17 protein-coding genes are annotated in these 18,787 nt (G+C 73.6%); 6 read left to right on the plus strand and 11 right to left on the minus strand.

Annotation, left to right across the window (positions count from 1 at the left end; translation table 11 throughout):
- Positions 1–103 precede the first annotated feature (103 nt).
- Positions 104–772: an isochorismatase family cysteine hydrolase gene (locus O7553_RS14045; RefSeq protein WP_281555237.1), complete on the plus strand. Its 669-nt coding sequence runs from the start codon at positions 104–106 to the stop codon at positions 770–772.
- Positions 773–913: 141 nt separating this feature from the next.
- Here the strand turns inward: O7553_RS14045 and O7553_RS14050 are convergent, their stop codons facing one another.
- From O7553_RS14050 to O7553_RS14100, 11 genes are all read right to left on the minus strand, one after another.
- Complete coding sequence (locus O7553_RS14050; protein WP_281555238.1) at positions 914–2,584, minus strand: class I adenylate-forming enzyme family protein; 1,671 nt, start codon at positions 2,582–2,584, stop codon at positions 914–916.
- Complete coding sequence (locus O7553_RS14055; protein ID WP_281555239.1) at positions 2,581–3,510, minus strand: TIGR03619 family F420-dependent LLM class oxidoreductase; 930 nt, start codon at positions 3,508–3,510, stop codon at positions 2,581–2,583. Before O7553_RS14055 ends, O7553_RS14050 begins: the two co-directional genes overlap by 4 nt.
- Positions 3,510–4,391: an enoyl-CoA hydratase gene (locus O7553_RS14060; RefSeq protein WP_281555240.1), complete on the minus strand. Its 882-nt coding sequence runs from the start codon at positions 4,389–4,391 to the stop codon at positions 3,510–3,512. Before O7553_RS14060 ends, O7553_RS14055 begins: the two co-directional genes overlap by 1 nt.
- A complete protein-coding gene (locus O7553_RS14065; RefSeq protein ID WP_281555241.1) occupies positions 4,388–5,434 on the minus strand; it encodes an acyl-CoA dehydrogenase family protein in 1,047 nt (348 codons plus the stop codon). The genes O7553_RS14060 and O7553_RS14065 overlap by 4 nt, the downstream gene beginning before the upstream one ends.
- A gap of 12 nt (positions 5,435–5,446) precedes the next feature.
- Positions 5,447–6,586, minus strand: a complete 1,140-nt coding sequence (locus O7553_RS14070) for an acyl-CoA dehydrogenase family protein (protein ID WP_281555242.1) — start codon at positions 6,584–6,586, stop codon at positions 5,447–5,449.
- 3 nt (positions 6,587–6,589) lie between these two features.
- Positions 6,590–7,414: an enoyl-CoA hydratase family protein gene (locus O7553_RS14075; RefSeq protein WP_281555243.1), complete on the minus strand. Its 825-nt coding sequence runs from the start codon at positions 7,412–7,414 to the stop codon at positions 6,590–6,592.
- A gap of 10 nt (positions 7,415–7,424) precedes the next feature.
- Entirely contained in the window at positions 7,425–8,306 is an 882-nt protein-coding gene (locus tag O7553_RS14080) for an SDR family oxidoreductase (protein WP_281555244.1), read from the minus strand.
- On the minus strand, positions 8,293–9,411 hold the full coding sequence (locus O7553_RS14085; protein WP_281555245.1) for a nitronate monooxygenase: 1,119 nt from the start codon (positions 9,409–9,411) through the stop codon (positions 8,293–8,295). The genes O7553_RS14080 and O7553_RS14085 overlap by 14 nt, the downstream gene beginning before the upstream one ends.
- Entirely contained in the window at positions 9,408–10,172 is a 765-nt protein-coding gene (locus O7553_RS14090) for a CoA-transferase (RefSeq protein ID WP_281555246.1), read from the minus strand. Before O7553_RS14090 ends, O7553_RS14085 begins: the two co-directional genes overlap by 4 nt.
- The gene (locus O7553_RS14095; protein ID WP_281555247.1) at positions 10,169–11,026 is read right to left on the minus strand and encodes a CoA-transferase; all 858 of its coding nucleotides are present in this window, start codon (positions 11,024–11,026) and stop codon (positions 10,169–10,171) included. Before O7553_RS14095 ends, O7553_RS14090 begins: the two co-directional genes overlap by 4 nt.
- A 97-nt stretch (positions 11,027–11,123) precedes the next feature.
- Positions 11,124–12,365, minus strand: a complete 1,242-nt coding sequence (locus O7553_RS14100; RefSeq protein ID WP_281555248.1) for an acetyl-CoA C-acetyltransferase — start codon at positions 12,363–12,365, stop codon at positions 11,124–11,126.
- 197 nt (positions 12,366–12,562) lie between these two features.
- Between O7553_RS14100 and O7553_RS14105 the strand changes: the two genes are divergently transcribed.
- The 5 genes from O7553_RS14105 to O7553_RS14125 are packed head-to-tail and all read left to right on the plus strand — an operon-like array spanning position 12,563 to position 18,768.
- Positions 12,563–13,888: an FAD-dependent monooxygenase gene (locus O7553_RS14105; protein ID WP_281555249.1), complete on the plus strand. Its 1,326-nt coding sequence runs from the start codon at positions 12,563–12,565 to the stop codon at positions 13,886–13,888.
- Complete coding sequence (locus O7553_RS14110; protein ID WP_281555250.1) at positions 13,885–15,372, plus strand: aldehyde dehydrogenase family protein; 1,488 nt, start codon at positions 13,885–13,887, stop codon at positions 15,370–15,372. Before O7553_RS14105 ends, O7553_RS14110 begins: the two co-directional genes overlap by 4 nt.
- Positions 15,359–16,987, plus strand: coding sequence for an NAD(P)/FAD-dependent oxidoreductase (locus tag O7553_RS14115; RefSeq protein WP_281555251.1), 1,629 nt, complete (start codon positions 15,359–15,361; stop codon positions 16,985–16,987). The genes O7553_RS14110 and O7553_RS14115 overlap by 14 nt, the downstream gene beginning before the upstream one ends.
- Positions 16,980–17,732 (plus strand): 3-oxoacyl-ACP reductase family protein, encoded by a 753-nt coding sequence (locus O7553_RS14120; protein ID WP_281555252.1) that lies wholly within the window; start codon positions 16,980–16,982, stop codon positions 17,730–17,732. The genes O7553_RS14115 and O7553_RS14120 overlap by 8 nt, the downstream gene beginning before the upstream one ends.
- Positions 17,733–17,766: 34 nt before the next feature.
- Positions 17,767–18,768, plus strand: a complete 1,002-nt coding sequence (locus O7553_RS14125) for a hypothetical protein (protein WP_281555253.1) — start codon at positions 17,767–17,769, stop codon at positions 18,766–18,768.
- Positions 18,769–18,787 lie beyond the last annotated feature (19 nt).

Below are 18,787 nucleotides of genomic sequence, written 5' to 3' on the forward strand. Positions count from 1 at the left end.
TCGACCGGACCGGGCATACCATCAGGTCAACCAAGCACTTGCTTGGCGGGTTCTCGGGTCCCGCCCGGGCACCCGCACGCCCGCCGATCCCCCGGGAGCTCCGATGGCCCGTAGCTACCTCGGTCACGTCCTACCCGACCGCCTCGACCTGAAGATCGAACCGACCCGGACGGCGCTGCTCGTCGTGGACATGCAGAACGACTTCGTGCACGACGACGGATACTGCGCGAAGGCCTTCGGCACGGCGATGGTGGCCGGCTTTCAGAGCGTGGTGACGCCGATCGCCCGGCTCGCCGCCGCAGCCCGCACCGCCGGCGTCGCGGTGCTCTACTGCCGGGTGGTGCAGCATCCCGACGGGTCGCTGGCCTCACCGGTCTGGCTCGCCGACAACCTGCGGCACGGCTTCGAACCGCTGCACTGCATGCGGGGCACCTGGGGTTGGGAGATCGTGGACGAGCTCGCCCCGCAGCCGGGCGACGTGGTGTTCGAAAAGCTGCGGCGCAGCGCGTTCGTCGGCACCCAGCTGGAGAACCTGCTCCGCAGCCGGGACATCCGCAGCCTGGTGGTGGCCGGTGTCGCCGGCACCGGATGTGTCGAGTCCACCGTCCGCGACGCGATCGAACGGGACTACTTCACCGTCGTGCCGGCCGACTGCGTCGCCAACAACAACGCCGAGCTCACCGCCGCCTGCGAACCGGCGTTCCGGGCCCTGCTCGCCCCGGAGGACTGGACCACCAGCGATCAGGTCGTCGCGGTCTGGTCCGGCTCCTGACCCCGCACCGGCAGGCGAGCACGGCGTCACTGTCGTGGGGCCGAGGTACCGGTAGGGCGTGATGCCACAGGTGCATCTTGATGCACCTGTGGCCTCACGCTCGCGGAGTGACCTCGGGTTCCCGTCAGCCGAACCGGCCCGTCAGCCGAACCTGGTCGCGGCGTCGGCCCGCAGCCGGGCCTTGTCCGCCTTGCCGCCCGCGCTCAGCGGCAGCTCGGCCAGGGTGACCAGCCGTTCCGGCCACTCGTACTTGGAGACGCCCCGGGCGGCCAGCTCGGCCCGCAGCTCGTCGAGGGTCAGCTCGGCTCCGTCGGTTGTCACCACGTACGCACAGGCCCGCTCGCCGAGCACCTCGTCGGCGGCCGGCACCACCGCCACCTGGGCGACCCGTTCACAGCCGCCGACCGCCTCCTCGACGGCCAGCACGCTGATGTTGTGCCCACCCCGGATGATGAAGTCCGCCACCCGGCCGGTGACCGTCAGGTAGCCGGCCGGGTCGATCCGCACCAGATCACCGGTGAGCATCCAGCCCTGCGGGTTGACCAGCTGCCGGTTGGCATCCGGGTCGTCGTAGTAGCCGGGAGTCAGCCCAGGGCCTCGGGCGGCGCACTGCCCCGGCCCGCCGGACGCGGTCACGTCGGCGCCGTCGGCGTCGAACAGCCGCACCCGCATCTGCGGGATCACCCGGCCGGCGGTGCCCAACCGGTGCTCCCGGGAGTCGTCGACCCGGGTCACACTGATCGGTCCGGCCTCGTTGGAACCGTAGAACTGCAGCACGGCGCAGCCGGTCTCCTCCTCGAACCGCGCCGCCCGCTGCGCCGGCACCCGTTCCCCGCCGGTGAACAGCACCCGCAGCGACGACACGTCCCGCCCGGCGTACCCACCGGCGTTGAGCATCATCACGAACTGGCTGGTCACGGCGGCGAGCACGGTGACCCGGTGCCGTTCGATCAGCTGCCAGGTCTGCTCCGCGTCGAACTCCTCGGCGAGCACGGTCGGGTAGCCGTACATGGTGGGCACCACGTGCCCGCTCCACTGCCCGAAGCCGTACGGGGCGGGCAGCACACTGGCGAACACCTCGTCCGGGCCGAACCGGGCGGCCTCGGCCGCGAGCGGCCCGAAGTACTTGCGGGTGTTCATCGTCTGCATCACGCACTTGGGCAGCCCGGTCGTGCCCGACGTGGAGTTGAGGAAGAAGAGGTCGTTGGCGCCGAGGCCGCGGCCGGCGAGGGCGGCGGCCGCCGCGGCCACGTCCGGCAGCGGGAGCGGCTCACCGTCGCGCAGCAGGCTGACCTCGCCGGCGGCGGTGAGCTGCACGGTCAGGTGCGCCGGCCGGTCGGCCGGGGGTTCACCGGCCGGCGGTTCACCGGCGCGCAGCTCGGCGGCCAGGTCGGCGGCGGCGCGGCCCCGGTGCACCGGCCGGGTGAGCAGCGCGGTCGCCCGGGTACGCCGGATGAGGTGCCGTACCTCGGCCGTGCCGGTCCGCGGGCCGATGCCGACCGTCACCAGGCCGGCCTTCTGCGCCGCCAGGTAGGCGACGTGCACCAGTGCGCCGTTGGTGAGCAGGGTGGCGATCCGCTCCCCCGGCCGCAGGCCGGCCAGAACGTAACCGCCGGCCAGCCGGGTGCTCAGCGTGTCGTACGCCGACCAGCTCAGGGTGGCGTCGGTGGCGAAGAACGCCGGGTCGTCGGGGCGGGCGGCGGCGTGCCGGGCGACCATCGACGCGATGGTGTCGTCGTCCCAGTGCCCGGCCCGGGTGTACTCGTCGATGGTCGCCCGGTCGAAGACGGCCGGTCCGGTGGCTGCGGTCATACGTTCTCTCCTGTGGTGCGGCCGGTTCTTTCTCCTGCGGGACGGCCGGTCGGTGCCGGGTCGGGCCACAGCGACGCGAGCCGCTCGGCGACGGAGTCGAGGGCGGCCAGCCGGTCCGCCCGGGTGGCCGCCGGTGGCAGCCGGGTGAACGGCGCGACGACCAGGTGGTCCAGACCGGCGTCGCGGTACGCCTCGACGGCGGCGACGCTGATCTCGCCGGAGAGCCGGACGTGGTGGGTGAAGTCGTCGTCGGCCCGGCCGAGCTCCTCCCGTAGCGCGGTGATCCGAGCGCACAACCGGGCGGAGGTGGCCAGGTCGACGTCCGGCCCGAACCAGCCGGCGCCGTGCCGGGCCGCCCGGCGCAGCGCGGCCTGGCTGTGCCCGCCGACCACCACCGGCACCGGCGGTTGCGGCGCGGCGCCGAAGTGCACGGTCGGAAAGTCGAAGAACCGTCCGTGGTGGGCGACCGGCCGGCCCGACCAGAGCAGGTCGAGCACCCGCAGCATCTCGTCGGTGCGGGCGCCACGGGTGCCGAAGTCGGCGCCGAGCGCGGCGAACTCCTCGGCCATCCAGCCGACCCCGACGCCGATCACCGCCCGGCCGGTGGACAGCTGCTGCAGGCTGGCCCAGGCGCGGGCGATGTGGAACGGGTCCCGCAGCGGGGCGATCAGCACGCCGGTGCCGAGCCGGATCCGGGTGGTCCGGGCGGCCAGGTGGCCGAGCGTCACCGTCACGTCGGCCAGTGGGGTGCTCGGCCGGATGCCGGGGTCGCCGGAGGACCGGTACGGGTAGGTCGGTGCGTAGCTTGCCGGGGTGATCACGTGGTCGGCCAGCCAGACGGTGTGGAAGCCGAGCTGCTCGGCGTGCACCGCGAGCGGCGCGTACTCGGCGGCCGGCAGACCGAACAACTGCAGGTCGAACCGCATCAGCCGGCACCGTCCGTCCGCTCACGCATGCTGCGGGCGTCGTGGCCGGCCAGCGGATCATCGCCGACCTCCGCGTTGTGCGCGTGCGCCACGTGGTGCAGACCGAACACCGAGTCCATCCCGGCGCGCAGGCCCATCAGGTCCTCGGCCTGGTTGACCGCCTTCTTGGTCAGCGCCAGGCCGAGCCGGGGCATGGTGGCGATCCGCCCGGCCAGCTCCATCGTGTACGGCTGCAGCTCGGCCCGGGGCACCACCCGGTTGACCATGCCGAGTGCGAGCGCCCGGTCCGCGTCGACCCGTTCGCCGAGGAAAAGGAACTCTTTGGCGAACCGGGGTCCCATCACCCACGGGTGGGCGAAGTACTCGACGCCGGGGATGCCCATCCGCACGACCGGGTCGGCGAACCGGGCGTCGTCGGCGGCGACGATCAGGTCGCAGCACCAGGCGAGCATCAGGCCGCCGGCGATGCAGGCGCCCTGCACCATGGCGATGGTCGGTTTGGGCAGTTCCCGCCAGCGCCGGCACATGCCGAGGTAGACCTCGGACTCACGGGCGAACCGGCTCTCCGCGCCGGCCTTGCCGACGTGGTCCCACCACAGCCCGGCCCGGCGGGGGAAGCTGCGGTCGGCGTCGCGCCCGGGGGTGCCGATGTCGTGCCCGGCCGAGAAGTGCTTGCCGGCACCGGCGAGCACCACCACCCGTACGTCGTCGTCGGCGGCTGCCCGGGAGAAGGCGTCGTCGAGGGCGTAGGTCATCGCGGAGTTCTGCGCGTTGGCGTACCGGGGGCGGTTCATGGTGACCACCGCCACCGGCCCGTCGGTGGTGTACCGGACCACCGCCTCGTCGTCGTGGGCCGTAGCGTCGTCGGCGGCGTCGGTCACGGTCGTCCTCCTTGCTCGGCGGTGGCGGCGGGCAGTCCGATCGCGGTGCCGAGCCGGTCGAGGTGGTAGTCGGTGCCGGCGGTCGCGGCCACGATCGCCCACACCCGCTTGGCGTACAGGTGCAGGTCGTACTCGGTCGTGTAGCCGATCGCGCCGTGGCACTGCAGCGCGGCGCGGGCGGTCCGTTCGGCGGCGTCGGCGGCGAGCAGGTAGCCGGCCGAGACATCGGCCGGGCGGCTGTCGGCACCGGTGGCAGCGGCCCAGCCGGCGGCGAGCACGGCCGGGGCGGCGAGTTCCAGCCCGAGCAGGGCGTCGGCGAGCTGGTGCTGCACCGCCTGGAAGCTGCCGACCGGGGCGCCGAACTGGCGGCGGGTGCCGACGTGCGCGACGGTGAGGTCGAGCATCCGGCGGCCGAGCCCGACGAGCTGGGCCGAGGCGGCCAGGGTGGCCCGGTCGGCGGTCAGCGCCAGCAGGTCAGCCGGCACGTCGAGCCGGATACCGACGGACGGCCCGACGGCGGGGTCGCCGGTGAGCCGCAGCGCGGCCCGGCTGCCGTCCATGGTCGGCACCGGCGTGGTCGCGACCTCGGCCGGCCGGACCAGTCGGGGTCCGTCCGGCGGTGTCAGGAGCAGCAGCAGGTCGGCCCGCTGCCCGTACGGGACCAGGCCACCCGGCCCGGCGACGGCGATCCGGCAGCGGCCCTCGACGAGCGCGGCGAGCTGCCCGCCGGGGTCGCCGGCGGCGGCCAGCAGCGGGCCGGCGACGGCGGCGGTCTCGGCCACCGGCAGCGGCACCGCAGCGTACCCGGCGGCGGTGAGGGGCGGCACCAGGTCCACCTCGGTCAGTCCGAGTCCACCGGCGGACTCGGGCACCGCCGCGGCGAGCAGACCCATCTCGGCGAGCGCGGTCCAGAGCCGGTCCAGCGGGGCGGGGTCGCCACCGGGCCAGCCGGCGCGGACCACCGCCGGTGGGCATTCGGCGGTGAGCAGATCGTCGACCGCGTCACGCAGCGTGGCCTGCTCGTCGGTGAGGGCGAACCGCATGCCGTCTCCTCCTCAGCGTCGGGGCAGGCCGAGCAGCCGCTCGGCGACGATGCCGCGTTGGATCTCGTTGGTGCCGGCGTAGATCGGGCCGGCCAGGGAGAACTGGAAGCCGCGGGTCCAGTCGACGTCGACCTCGGCGTCCGGGCCGAGCAGGTCGAGGGCGGTACGGTGCAGCGCGATGTCCAGTTCGGACCAGTGGATCTTGTTGAGGCTGGCGGCCGCGCCCGGTGGGTCGCCGTCGAGCATCCGGGTCACCTGGGCCAGGGTGAACAGCTGGTAGGCGCGGGCGCCGAGCCAGGCCCGGACCACCTGCTCGCGCAGCCGGCCGGTGAGCCGGTCCGGCCGGTCGCCGGCCAACTGGACCAGCCGGGCGGCGGCCGCGGTGAACCGGCCCGGCGGGCGCAGGGTGAGGCCCCGCTCGGAGCCGGTGGTGGCCATCGCCACCCGCCAGCCGGATCCGACCTCGCCGATCACGTCGGCGTCGGGCACGAACACGTCGTCGAGGTAGACGTCGGCGAACCCCTCGTCGCCGTCGAACCGGCCGAATCCCCGCACGGTCACCCCGGGGGTGTCCAGCGGCACCAGGAAGTAGGTCAACCCCCGGTGCCGCTGTTGCTGCGGGTCGGTGCGGAACAGACCGAACAGGTGGGTGCAGAACGCGCCCCGGGTGGTCCACGTCTTGTGCCCGGTCAGCCGCCACCCGCCGGCCGCGTCGTCGCGGACCGCCCGGCTGGTCAACGCGGCCAGGTCGCTGCCGGCACCCGGCTCGGACCAGCCCTGGCACCACAGTTGGCGGGCGGCGGCCATCGCCGGGAGGATCCGGTCCCGCTGCTCGTCGGTGCCGAACTCGAACAGCGTCGGCGCGAGCAGGAAGATGCCGTTCTGGGTGACCCGCTGCGGCGCACCGGCGGCGGCGTACTCCTCCTCGAAGATCAGCCACTGCCAGAGCGAGGCGTCCCGGCCGCCGTAGCGGCGCGGCCAGGAGACCACTGACCAGCCGCCGTCGTACAGCGTGCGCTCCCACTCCAGGTGGGCGGCGAAGCCGGCGCGGGTGTCGCCGGAGGGCAGCGGGCCGGCCGGCCGGTGGGCGCGCAGCCAGTCGCGGGCCTCGGCGCGGAACTGTTCGTTGGCGGGATCCGGGCGCAGGTCCATCGGTCAGCCCTCCCGGCCCGGGTCGCCAGCCCGGCCATCGCCGTGTTGCTGTGCCGGCTCGGGGGCAGCCTGGTCGCCGAAGCCGTCGCGGACCCGGTGGGCGACACCGGAGAGGTTCAACTCGAAGGTGAAGCCCTGTTCGTAGCGGTAGCTGCGTTTGACGTCCCACGGATCGATGCCGTTGAGCGACTCCTTCGCCGCCCGGATCACCACCGGGTCCTTGGCGGCGATCTGCCGGGCGACCTCCAGCGCGGCGGACCGCAGCTCGGCGGCCGGGACCACGCGCAGCACCGAGCCGTAGGCGTGCAGCTCGGCGGCGGTGGCGGTGGCGGAGGTGTAGAGCATCGCCCGGGCGCGGTGCTGCGGCACCAGCCGGGACAGGTGGGTGGCGGCGCCGAGCGCGCCCCGGTCCACCTCGGGCAGCCCGAACGTGGCGTCGTCGCTGGCCACGATGATGTCGGCGTTGCCGACCAGGCCGATGCCGCCGCCGAGACAGAAGCCGTGGACGGCGGCGACGACCGGCACCGGGCAGTCGTAGACGGCGGCGAACGCCGCGAAGCAGCCCCGGTTGGCGCCGATCAGCGCGTCGTTGCCGGGGTCGGCCTGGATCTGCTTGATGTCGACGCCGGCGTTGAAGCCGCGGCCCTGCGCCCGCAGCACCACCGCCCGGGTGGCCGGGTCGGCGCCGGCGGCGGTGACCGCCTCGGCGAGGCGGTACCAGCCGGCGACCGGCAGGGCGTTGACCGGCGGCCGGTCGACCACGATCTCGGTCACTCCGTCGGTGCCGGTGGTCGCGACGACCATCGTGCTGTCCGCTGTGGATGTCATGGTCGGGTCCTCACGGGTGTTGGCTGCTGACCGAGAGCACCTCGCCCACCAGGTACGAGGCGTAGTCGCTGGCCAGGAAGACGATCACGTTGGCCACCTCCCAGGGTTCGGCGGCCCGGCCGAACGCCTCCCGGTCGGCCAGCGTGGCCAGCAGGGCGTCGTCGGTGACCTTGGCCAGGTTGGCGTGCATGGCGAGGCTCGGCGCGACGGCGTTCACCCGGACCCCGGCCTCGGCGGCCTCCACGGCGCTGCACCGGGTCAGCGCCATCACCCCGGCCTTCGCGGCGGCGTAGTGCGCCTGGCCCTGCTGGGCCCGCCAGCCGAGCACCGAGGCGTTGTTGACGATCACGCCGCTGCCGCGCGGCATCATGTGCCGCAGCGCGGCGCGGGTGCACCGGAAGGTACCGGTCAGGGTGACATCCAGGACCCGGTGCCACTGGTCGTCGGTCATCTCGGTGATCCGGGCGGTGCCGCCCAGGCCGGCGTTGTTGACCAGCACGTCGAGCTGGCCGTAGCCGGAGACGACCTGGTCGATCATGGCTTGGACCTGGGATTCGACGGTCACGTCGCAGACGACGGCGAGCGGTTCGACACCGGTGGCGGCGGCGAGCTCGGCGGCGGTCGACCGCAGCCGGGTCTCGTGCCGGTCGCTGATCGCCACCCGGGCACCCTCCTCGGCGCAGCGTCGGGCGGTCGCCGCGCCGATGCCGGTGCCGGCGGCGGCGGTGACCAGCACGGTCCGGCCGGCGAGCAGGCCGTGCCCGACCGGCGGCTGCGCCCCGGCCGCCCCGCCGGGCGGGCGCGGCCCGGTGGGCGTGCGTCCGGTGGGCATGCGTCCGGTGGGCGTGCGTCCGGTGGGCGTGCGTCCGGTCGGTGGTTCAACGGTCGCCATCGGCTCGTCCCTCCTGCAGTCCGTCCAGCACCGCCGACGCCTCGGCGACGATCCGGTCGATCAGTTCGGCGCAGCTGGGCAGGTCGTCGATCAACCCGGTCACCTGCCCGGTCGCCATCACCCCGAGGTCGGCCCGGCCGTCGACCATCGCGGCCCGCAGCAGCATCGGGGTGTTCGCGGCGAGCAGCACCTGGCCCCAGGTCAGCTCCCGGTTGCGGCGCATCGCCCGGCCCTCGGTGAGCAGGTGCCGCCATGGGGTGCCGGTGAGCCGCCGGAACCGGGCGGCGCTGCGGACCGAGCGGACCAGTCGGCGGGCCGGCCCGGCGCGTTCCAGCCGGTCGATGAAGTCGGTACGCAGCACCCGCTGTGGTACGCCGTCGAGCGCCCGGGTCACCACGGTGCCGTCCAACCCGGCGTCGAGGTAGCGCCGCAGTACCTGCGGGCTGACCGTGCTGTCGCTGGTGAGCAGGAACCGGGTGCCCATCGCCACCCCGGCCGCGCCGTAGGCGAGGGCGGCGACCAGCCCCCGGCCGTCGAAGAACCCGCCGGCGCCGATCACCGGGATGTCGACGGCGTCGGCCACCTGCGGCAGCAGCAGACTGGTCGGTACCGCTCCGGTGTGGCCGCCACCCTCGCCGCCCTGCACGATGACCGCGTCGGCACCCCAGGCGGCCACCTTCTCGGCGTGCCGGCGGGCACCGACCGAGGGCACCACCCGTACCCCGGCGTCGCGCAGCCGGGCGACCAGCTCCGGCTTCGGGGCCAGGGCGAACGAGGCGACCCGGACGTTCTCCCGGATCAGCAGGTCGATCCGCTGCGCGGCGTCGGCGGCGTCGGCCCGCACGTTCACCCCGAACGGCCGCGTGGTGTTCCGCCGGATCTCGGCGATCGCGGCGGCCAGGTCGGGCAGGTCGAGGGTGGCGCCGGCGAGGATGCCCAGCCCGCCGGCCTCGGCGGTGGCGGCGACCAGCCGGGGGCCGGAGACGAAGCCCATGCCGGTCTGCACGATCGGGTAGCGCACCCCGAACAGTTCGCAGATCGGGGTACGCAGCGCCGGGTGGGTCCGGGTCGGGCCGGCGGCCGGCCGCGCCGGGCGGTCGGTCATCGCCGCACCTCGGCGTCGCGGTGGCCGGCCGGGTCGATGACGGTACGGATGAGGGTCAGCTCCTGCGCCGTCGGCAGCCGGGTCTGCGGCACCTCCCCGTCGGTCCACAGCTCGAACCCGGTCGCCTCGTGGACCTGTTCGACGGTCACGCCGGGATGCGTCGAGACCAGTCGCATCCGGTGGTCCGGACCGGTGAAGTCGAAGACCCCCAGGTCGCTCACCACCCGGCGCAGCTGGTGGAAGCGTGCCGCGGACGTCCCGGCCGAGGCCGCCCGGTCGTAGCCGATGCCGCAGACCAGGTCGACCTGTTCGACGAAGGTCCGGCGGCTGTGCCGGGGCACCCAGTAGCTGCACGGGTGGCTGACCGTGTTGCCCGGCGCGCCCCGTACTCCGAGCAGGGCAACCTTGGGCCGGTGGAAGTCGCCGATCGCCGAGATGTTGATGTTGCCGTACCGGTCGATCTGGCCCGGTCCCATCATCACGTGCCGGCGGCCGGACCAGATCAGCTCGAAGATCTGCCGGAACGGCAGCGCCCCCTCGGTCTGTGCCGGGGATCCGCCGACCGGCCAGGTGCCGACGCCGAGCGCGGCCTCGCCGTCGGTGAGCAGCAGATCCGGGGAGAAGGTGGCCCGGGCCAGCCGGGCGCCGACCGTCGGCACCAGCCCGATCGGGCTGGCCAGGATCTCCCCGTCGCCGCGCCACGCCTCGGCGCAGGCGACGACGCACACCTCGGCGCGGGTCGGTTCGGCCGGTGCGCTCACCGGGCCACCTCCGTCCACTCGTTGCGGTCGGCGACGGCCCGCTGGTAGCCGGCCTCGTCGGTGTCGAGGTAGCGGTCCCGGAACGCGGCCCACTGCTCGGTGCCGGCCGCCGCGGCGTACTCCCGCTGGAAGGGTTCGTCGCGCGGGTAGTCCGGGTCGCACGAGGTGAAGTGGGCCCCCCGCGCGGCCGGGACCACGCCGCGGACCTGGTGGCGGCGGACCAGCACCGCCGACGCCGGGGTGAGCTGCTCGGTCGGCACGACCTGTTCGCAGGAGACGTAGGCGCGGTCGGCGGCCGCGCAGTACAGGTCGTCGAAGTACGGGTCGGGCCCGAGGCAGAGGGCGTTGCCGTGGATGTCGGCGCGGTGCAGGTGGACCAGGGCGGCGTCCAGCCGCAGCGCCGGCACGGCGAGCAGTTCCTCATCGTCGTACGGCGAGCGCACGGTCCGCAGGTCCGGGTTGATCCGCATCAGGTCGGAGCCGAGTCCGACCCGGGTGGGCAGGAACGGCAGTCGGCAGGCGGCGGCGTACAGGCCGAGGTAGAGCATGCCCTCGTCGTACTCGACGGCCTCGACGGCGCCGGCCTGGCGGGCGGCCCGGAAGTGCGGCTCCAGCGGGATCGAGTCGAGCGAGACGAAGCCGTACACCAGCCGGCGGACCTTGCCGGCGGCGAGCAGCAGGCCGGCGTCGGGGCCGCCGTAGGTGACGACGGTCAGGTCCTCGAGGTCCGACCGCAGGATCGCCCGGACCAGGGACATCGGCTTGCGGCGCGAGCCCCAGCCGCCGATGCCGATGGTCATGCCGGAGCGCAGTTCGCTCACCACCTGCTCGGCGGTCATCCGTTTGTCGGTCATCGCCACCTACTCGATCCTGGCTGGTCACGGGTGCGGGTACGCCGGAACCGGCGCACCCGCAATGTACCAAGCGCTTGATTGGTTGGCCAGCCCGGGTTCAGCTCGCCCGCTCGATCACCATCGCCATTCCCTGACCACCGGCCGCGCACATGGTGACCAGCCCGAACTGCCGGTCACGTTCGCGCAGCGCCCGGATCAGGCTGGTGGTGATCCGGGCACCGGTCATCCCGAACGGGTGACCCACCGCGATCGCCCCGCCGTTGACGTTCACCCGGTCGGGATCGATGCCGAGCAGCCGCACGCAGGGCAGCACCTGGGCGGCGAAGGCCTCGTTGATCTCCACCAGGTCGATGTCGCCGATGGTCAGCCCGGCGTGCCCCAACGCCCGCCGGGTCGCCTCCACCGGGCCCAGGCCCATGATCTCCGGACTGAGCGCGGAGACACCGGTGGCCACGATCCGGGCCAGCGGGGTGACGCCCAGCTCGGCCGCCCGGGCGGCGCTCATCACCACCAGAGCCGCGGCACCGTCGTTGAGCGGGCAGCAGTTCCCGGCGGTGACCGTGCCGTCCGGGCGGAACACCGGCTTGAGCGCGGCGACCGACGCCAACCGGACCCCGGGGCGAGGGCCATCGTCGCGGTCGACGACCGTGCCGTCCGGCAACGTCACCGGGGTGATGTCACGGGCGTAGAAGCCGTCGGCGATCGCCTGCTCGGCCAGGTTCTGGCTGCGCACCGCGAACTCGTCCTGGTCGGCCCGGCTCACCCCGTACACCTGCGCGACGTTCTCGGCGGTCTCCCCCATCGCGATGTACGGATCCGGCAGCGCCCCGGTGTCCCGGGGGTCCTGCCACCGCCCACCGTCGCCGGCGGCGCGCGCCGCGCTGCGGGCACCGGCGGCTGCGTACCGCTCGTTGCGGGTGCCCGGCAGATTGTCCGACTTGCCGGCCTCGTACCGGGAAACCATCTCCACCCCGGCGGAGACGAAGACGTCGCCCTCCCCGGCCCGGATCGCGTGGAAGGCCATCCGGGTGGTCTGTACCGACGAGGCGCAGTAGCGCTGCACGGTGGTGCCCGCAGTGCCGTCCAGGCCCAACCCGACGGCGACCATCCGGGCCAGGTTGTGGCCGTGTTCACCGGCCGGCTGGGCGCACCCGAGCAGGACGTCCTGCACCTGCGCCGGGTCCAGGGCGGGCACCTGGGCCAGCGCGGCCCGGGTGATGTCCACGGCGAGGTCGTCGGGGCGCAGCGTGGCGAGCGAGCCCTTGCGCGCCCGGCCGATCGGCGAGCGGGCGGCGGCGACGATCACGGCCTGCGGGGTGGCGGAGTCTCGGGGCGACATGGCGGGCAGCGTACCCTAACAAGCGCTTGGTACGCCACGGTCGACCCGACCGGTAGCCCGACGACCGGCGGTCGTTCTGCTGACCAGAAACGCCGGTCGACGCAGATTCTTCTGAACAGAAGCGGGGTTAGCGTCGGGCAACCTCGGCCGGCCCCGCGTCCGCAGACCGGTCCCGCCCACACCCACCAGGAGGCACGTTGACGGCCAGCGACGGGCAGACCGATGAGTTCATCGTGGTCGGTGGCGGCATCGGCGGGCTCGGCACCGCTCTCGCCCTGGCCCGCGCCGGGCGGCAGGTCCGGGTGTTGGAACGGGCCGCCGCCTTCGGCGAGGTCGGTGCCGGCATCCAGCTCGCCCCCAACGCCACCCGGCTGCTGCGCGAGTGGGGCCTGCTCGACCGGTTGATCGCCGCCGGGCTGGCGCCCCGACACCTGGTTCTCGCCGACGCCCGCACCGGCCGGGAACTGAACCGGCTCGACCTCACCGGGCCGTTCACCGAGCGTTACCTGGCCCCGTACGTCGTCGCGCACCGCCGTGACCTGCTCGACCTGCTGCTCGCCGGGGCCGCCGAGGCCGGCGCGGTACTCGAACCCGACCGCGAGGTGACCGCGATCCGGCCCGGCCCGGACGCCGTCGAGATCGACTGCGCCGGCGGGCAGCGCTACCGCGCTCGGGCGGTCGTCGCCGCCGACGGCCTGCATTCCCGGTTCCGCGCCCTGGTCAGCGACGACAAGCCGGAATGCAGCGGCTACGTCGCCTACCGGGGCGCGATCCCGATCGAACAGGCCAGCCGGACCGCCGACCTGTCCGAGGTGGTCGCCTTCATCGGCCCCGGGATGCACTTCGTGCAGTACGCCCTGCGCGGCGGCAGCTACTACAACCAGGTCGCGGTGTTCCGCAGCGAACGGTACCGGCAGGGCGACCCGGACTGGGGCGGCCCGGCTGAGCTGCAGGAGGCGTTCTCCCGGGCCTGTCCGCACGTGCGGACCGCCGTCCAGGCGATCCGGACCGACCAGCGGTGGCCGATGTACGACCGAACGCCGATCGACGACTGGGTGCACGGCGGCCGGGTCGCCCTGCTCGGCGACGCCGCCCATCCGATGCTGCAGTACCTGGCCCAGGGCGCCTGCCAGGCGCTGGAGGACGCCGCCGCGCTCGCCGCCGCCGTCACCCGGCACCTGCCCGCCGGGCCGATCAACGCCGACGCGCCGGTCCACCTCGCGCTGCGGGAGTTCGTCCGCGAACGGGCCCCCCGCACCGCCCGGGTGCAGCGCAACGCCCGCGCCTGGGGCGACATCTGGCACGTCGACGGCGTCGCCGCCGCACTTCGCGACGACGCGCTGGCCCACCGTGGACCGACCGACTACCGGTCCACCGACTGGCTCTTCGGCCACACCGCCGCCCAGCGCGGCTCCTCCCCCACCGTGAACCCCACTGCGAACCCAACTACTAGTCCCACCGCGCACCTGGCGCCGGACGCGCCGACCGCCACCCCGACGACGAGCCGAGACGAGGCGCGATGATCCCCGACCCCGGACGCGACTGGCGTCTGCTGATCGACGGTCGGCTGGTCCCGGCCGGCGACGGCGGGGCGACCCCGACCCGGTCACCGGCCACCGGCGCGGTGCTCGGCCGGGCACCCGCCGCCACCGTCGCCGACGTCGACCGGGCCGTACGGGCGGCACACGCCGCACAACCGCAGTGGGCGGCCACCCCGCCCCGCCAACGGGCCGCCGTACTACGGTCGATGGCCGACGTGCTGCGCGCACACCGCGCCGAACTCGGTCACCTCGACGCGGCCGACGGCGGCAACCCGGTGACCGCGATGACCGCCGACGTCGACCTCGCCGCCGAGCTGCTGGACCGGTTCGCGGACTGGGCCGACCAGCTCGGCGGCCGGACCCTGCCCGGCGGCGACGACCATCTGCACTACACCACCCGACGGCCGTACGGCGTGGTCGCCCGGATCGTGCCGTACAACCATCCGGTCATGTTCGCCGCTTCCCGGGTCGCGGCACCGCTGCTGGCCGGCAACTCGGTGGTGCTCAAGGCCCCCGATCAGACGCCGCTGTCCGCGCTGCGCTTCGGTGAGCTGGTCGCCGAGCTGCTCCCGGCCGGGGTGCTGGCGGTGCTGACCGGCGACGGCGCCACTGTCGGGCCGGCGCTGGTCGGCCACCCACTGGTGCGGCGGATCGCGTTCACCGGCAGCACCGGTACCGGCCGGGCGGTGCTGCGCACCGCCGCCGCGCACGGCGTCAAACAGGTGTCGTTGGAGCTGGGCGGCAAGAACCCGATGGTGATCCTGGCCGACGCCGACGTGGCCGCCGCCAGCGCCGGCGCGGTCGCCGGGATGAACTTCCACTGGACCGGGGGGCAGTCCTGCGGCTCCACTTCCCGGCTGCTGGTGCACCGCTCGCTCGTCGACGAGGTCGTCGAGCGGGTGGTGGCCGGCACCCGCGCCGTGCGGGTCGGTGACCCGCTGGACCCGGCCACCGAGATGGGCACCATGGTCTCGGCCGCCCACCGGGACCGAATCGCCGGCTTCCTGCGGCAGGGTCGCGACACCGGGCTGACCGTGGCCACCGGCGGTGGCCTGCCGGACGGGCCCGGCGCGTACGTGGAGCCGACCGTCTTCGTCGACGTGCCGCCGGACAACCCGCTGGCCCGCGAGGAGATCTTCGGGCCGGTGCTCTGCGTCACCCCGTTCGACGACGAGCGGGAGGCGCTGCGGATGGTCAACGACTCGCCGTACGGCCTGACCGCCAGCGTGTGGACCGGCGACGTCGGTCGGGCGCACCGCTGGGCCCGGTCGGTCGACGCCGGCTACGTGTGGATCAACACCGCGTCCCGGCACTTCGCCGGCCTGCCGTTCGGCGGGGTCAAGGACTCCGGCCTCGGCAGCGAGGAGAGCGTCGAGGAACTGCATTCGTTCACCCAGCCCAAGTCGGTAACCGTCCACCTGGGACCGACGAACGACCCACGAGGAGGCGACCGTGGCGACCACTGACCACCCGGCCGACACCTACGACGGCATCATCATCGGGGCCGGCCAGCACGGCCTGATCCTCGGCACCTACCTGGCCCGGGCCGGGCTGCGGGTGCTCCTGGTCGAACGGCGGCTGCGCCACGGCGGCGGGCTGAGCACCGAGGAACGGACCCTGCCCGGTTTCCAGCACAACCTGCACTCGATCAACCACTTCAGCGTCACCTCGACGCCGTGGTTCCGTGACCTGGGGCTGTCCGCCCGGGTGCGCTACCTGACGCCGCGGTACGAGTTCGCCCAGCCGCACCGCGACGGCAGCGCGCTGGTCTTCTCCCGCGACCTCGACGAGACACTCGCCAGCATCGGCCGGTTCAGCAAGGCCGACGCCGACACGTTCCGGGAGTGGAACGCCAAGGCGGAGGAGATGACCCAGCGGATCTTCCTGCGCGAGCGGTTCAGTGAGCCGCTGAGCCCGGACGACCGCGACGAGCTGCTCGGCCGTACCGCGTTGGGTCGTGACTTCCTGGAGCTGACCCGGCGGCAACCCGGCGAGGTGGTCGAGGAGCTGTTCACCGACGAGCGGGTCAAGGTGCTGTTCCTGTTCAAGTTGTCACTGTTCGGCACCGTGCTGCACGAGACGCTCGGTACGCACAGCCCGCTCGGCTCGCTGATCCGTGCCTTCGACCTGACCACCGGCTACGAGCTGTGCGCCGGCGGCAGTTGGAACCTGGCCCGAGGGCTGATGGAGGAGTTCATCGCCGCCGGCGGACACTTCGTCAACCAGGCGCACGTCGAGCGGATCGTCGTCGAGGGCGGCCGGGCCACCGGCATCGAACTCGCCGACGGGCGCTCGATGCGGGCCCGCCAGTTCGTGGCCAGCACGCTGGACCTGCACCAGACCCTGGAGACGCTGGTCGGCCGCGACCAGCTGCCCGCCGACTACCTGGCCCGGCTGGACAAGTTCCACTACACCGGCTGGACGTTGTTCGGCCTGCACCTGGCGCTCGACGAGGCCCCGGCGTACACCTCGGCGGCCTTCGACCCGCACGTGAACGGGGCGCTGAAGTACAACATCGGCTCGGAGACCATCGCCAGTCTGATGGCCGCGCACGACGACGTGGACAACGGTCGGGTGCCGACCAACGTCCAGTTCGGTGCCGGGGCGCTGAGCGTGCTCGACCCGAGTCAGGCGCCGCCGGGCAAACACACCGCGTACGCCTGGCACGTGGTGCCGTGGGCACCCGACGGCGACCACGAGAACCTGCGCCGCATGCAGGGCGACATGGCCGCGTCGATCATGGACAGGTGGCGGGAGTACGCGCCCAACCTGACCGACGCCACCGTGCTGGGCTCGTACACCTACACCGCCTACGAGTACGCGCAGGAACTGATCAACATGCGGCACGGCGACATCTTCATGGGGGCGCTCAGCGCCGACCAGGTGCTGCACAACCACTTCGGCTACCGCACCCCGCTGCCGAACCTCTACCTGGCCGGCTCGGCCTGCCACCCCAACGGGGCGATCAGCGGCGGCGCCGGGTACATCGCCGCCGGGGTGATCGCCCGCGACCTGGGTGTCGAGCCGTGGTGGCAGCCGATGGACGCCCGTACCGAACTGTCCCGGCTCGGCGATGGCTGACCGGCTGGCCGGCCGGGTGGCCATCGTCACCGGCGGCGGACAGGGGCTCGGCCGGGCCTTCGCGCACCGGCTGGCGGCCGACGGGGCGCGGGTGGTGGTGGCCGACCGCAACACCGGGGCGGCCGGTGCCGTCGCCGCCGAGATCGGCGACGGCACGCTCGCCGTCGAGGTCGACGTCGCCGACCCGGACAGCGTGGCGGCGATGGTCCGGCGCGGCACCGAGGCGTTCGGTGGGATCGACGTCCTGGTCAACAACGCGGCGATCTTCTCGACTCTGGCGATGCGGCCGTTCGACCAGATCGACCCGGCCGAGTGGGACCGGGTGATGGCGGTCAACGTCCGTGGCCCGTTCCTGTGCACCCGGGCGGTGGCACCGGTGATGCGCCAGGCCGGCTACGGCAAGGTGGTCAACATCTCGTCGGCCACCGTGTGGATCGGCCGACCACACTACCTGCACTATGTGACCTCGAAGGCGGCGCTGATCGGGATGACCAGGGCGCTGGCCACCGAGCTGGGCCCGGCCGGGGTACGGGTCAACGCGGTCACCCCCGGCGCCACCCGGACCGAGATCCCACGGGCCACCGTCACCCCGGAGCAGGAGGCGGCGATCGTCGCCGGCCAGGCGATCAAACGGCGGCAGGTGCCGGCCGACCTGGTCGGTGTGGTCGCCTTCCTGGCCGGGCCGGACAGCGACTTCATCACCGGACAGACGGTCAACGTCGACGGCGGCGCGGCGTTCCACTGAGGATGTTTACATCGCTGCGAGGATTGGAGGCACCATGGCACACCGGCTGCCGATCAGCCTGGCCTGCTGGGACTACGACCGCACCCGGGCACTGCGGGAGGGCACCGTACGGCCGACCGGCGTGGACCTGACCTACCTGCCGCTGTCACCGGAGGAGACCTTCTTCCGGATGCTGCGCTGGCAGGAGTTCGACGTCGCCGAGATGTCCCTGTCGTCGTACGTGCTGTCGCTGTTCGCCGACGAACCGCCGTTCGTGGCGATCCCGGTCTTCCCGTCGCGGGTGTTCCGGCACGGCTCGATCTACCTGGCGCCGTCGTCGACGGTCCGCGACCCGGCCGAGCTGGCCGGCCGTACCGTCGGGATCCCGGAGTACCAGATGACCGCCGCCGTCTGGATCCGCGGCATCCTGGCCGAACACCACGGACTGCCGGTGGACGGGGTCGGCTACCGCACCGGTGGTCTGCACCACGCCGGCCGGCAGGAGAAGCTGCGGCTGGACCTGCCGGACCGGTTCGACGTACGGCCGATCGGCGTGGGCGAGACGCTCGACGGGCTGCTGCGTACCGGCGCGATCGACGCCCTTTACACCGCCCGGGCACCCCGGTCGTTCGACCCGAGGGGCGGACCGGACCAGGTCCGTCGACTGTTCGCCGACCCGGCCGCCGCCGAACGGGCGTACCTGCGGGCCACCGGCATCTTCCCGATCATGCACACGGTGGTGCTGCGCCGCGACGTCTACCAGCGGCACCGGTGGCTGGCCCGGGCGCTGCTGGACGCGTTCACCGAGGCGAAGGACCGGGTCTACGCCGAGCTGCGGGAGGTGACCGCGTTGAAGGTCAGCCTGCCGTGGGTGGTGCCGGCCGCGGAGGAAGCGGCGGCGCTGCTGGGCGACGACTTCTGGCCGTACGGCGTCGAACCCAACCGGACGGTGCTGGAGACGTTCCTGCGCTACTCGCACGAGCAGGGCCTGGCCCGGCGGCGGCTGGACCCGGCGGAGCTGTTCGCCCCGGAGACCCTCGCCGACACCCTCGTCTGAACCCGACACCCGACACGCT

This window comes from Solwaraspora sp. WMMA2059, from assembly GCF_027497315.1.
Classification (GTDB): domain Bacteria; phylum Actinomycetota; class Actinomycetes; order Mycobacteriales; family Micromonosporaceae; genus Micromonospora_E.

Bases quoted from the DNA above. Each gene is read 5' to 3' on its own strand.
- O7553_RS14045 (WP_281555237.1), top strand. From the start codon at position 104: ATGGCCCGTAGCTACCTCGGTCACGTCCTACCCGACCGCCTCGACCTG.
- O7553_RS14050 (WP_281555238.1), bottom strand. From the start codon at position 2,584: ATGACCGCAGCCACCGGACCGGCCGTCTTCGACCGGGCGACCATCGAC.
- O7553_RS14055 (WP_281555239.1), bottom strand. From the start codon at position 3,510: ATGCGGTTCGACCTGCAGTTGTTCGGTCTGCCGGCCGCCGAGTACGCG.
- O7553_RS14065 (WP_281555241.1), bottom strand. From the start codon at position 5,434: ATGCGGTTCGCCCTCACCGACGAGCAGGCCACGCTGCGTGACGCGGTC.
- O7553_RS14070 (WP_281555242.1), bottom strand. From the start codon at position 6,586: ATGGACCTGCGCCCGGATCCCGCCAACGAACAGTTCCGCGCCGAGGCC.
- O7553_RS14075 (WP_281555243.1), bottom strand. From the start codon at position 7,414: ATGACATCCACAGCGGACAGCACGATGGTCGTCGCGACCACCGGCACC.
- O7553_RS14080 (WP_281555244.1), bottom strand. From the start codon at position 8,306: ATGGCGACCGTTGAACCACCGACCGGACGCACGCCCACCGGACGCACG.
- O7553_RS14085 (WP_281555245.1), bottom strand. From the start codon at position 9,411: ATGACCGACCGCCCGGCGCGGCCGGCCGCCGGCCCGACCCGGACCCAC.
- O7553_RS14095 (WP_281555247.1), bottom strand. From the start codon at position 11,026: ATGACCGACAAACGGATGACCGCCGAGCAGGTGGTGAGCGAACTGCGC.
- O7553_RS14100 (WP_281555248.1), bottom strand. From the start codon at position 12,365: ATGTCGCCCCGAGACTCCGCCACCCCGCAGGCCGTGATCGTCGCCGCC.
- O7553_RS14110 (WP_281555250.1), top strand. From the start codon at position 13,885: ATGATCCCCGACCCCGGACGCGACTGGCGTCTGCTGATCGACGGTCGG.
- O7553_RS14120 (WP_281555252.1), top strand. From the start codon at position 16,980: ATGGCTGACCGGCTGGCCGGCCGGGTGGCCATCGTCACCGGCGGCGGA.
- O7553_RS14125 (WP_281555253.1), top strand. From the start codon at position 17,767: ATGGCACACCGGCTGCCGATCAGCCTGGCCTGCTGGGACTACGACCGC.